The sequence below is a fragment of the Bacillus cereus group sp. BfR-BA-01380 genome (assembly GCF_022663535.1).
Classification (GTDB): Bacteria; Bacillota; Bacilli; order Bacillales; family Bacillaceae_G; genus Bacillus_A; species Bacillus_A cereus_BB.
This window is the reverse complement of sequence record NZ_JAKUFS010000127.1, coordinates 1-225: the sequence shown is the minus strand read 5'-3', so window position 1 is coordinate 225 and position 225 is coordinate 1. Positions and strand designations below refer to the sequence as shown.

Here is a 225-nt window from a genome sequence, read left to right as displayed (position 1 = left end):
ATAGTGGTGCAAAGCATATGGGTATTGCAATCGCTACAGAAGATAAGGTGCTAGTAAAAGGAACGATTGAGTTACGTCAAGACGTCAAAGAAAACCTTATATTAAGAGCTACATTACGCAGAGGCAGAAGACAACGAAAAACAAGGTATCGCAAAGCTCGTTTTCTCAATCGAAAAAAGAAAGAAGGCTGGTTGCCACCATCGATTCAAAGCAGAGTAGATAACC

General features: G+C 40.4%; 1 protein-coding gene. It reads left to right on the top strand.

Features of this window, described 5'->3' with window-relative positions; all coding sequences use genetic code 11:
- Positions 1–17: 17 nt before the first annotated feature.
- Positions 18–225, top strand: a 208-nt coding sequence (locus MR076_RS26220) for an RRXRR domain-containing protein (RefSeq protein ID WP_242225443.1), incomplete at its 3' end; no start/stop codon positions are given.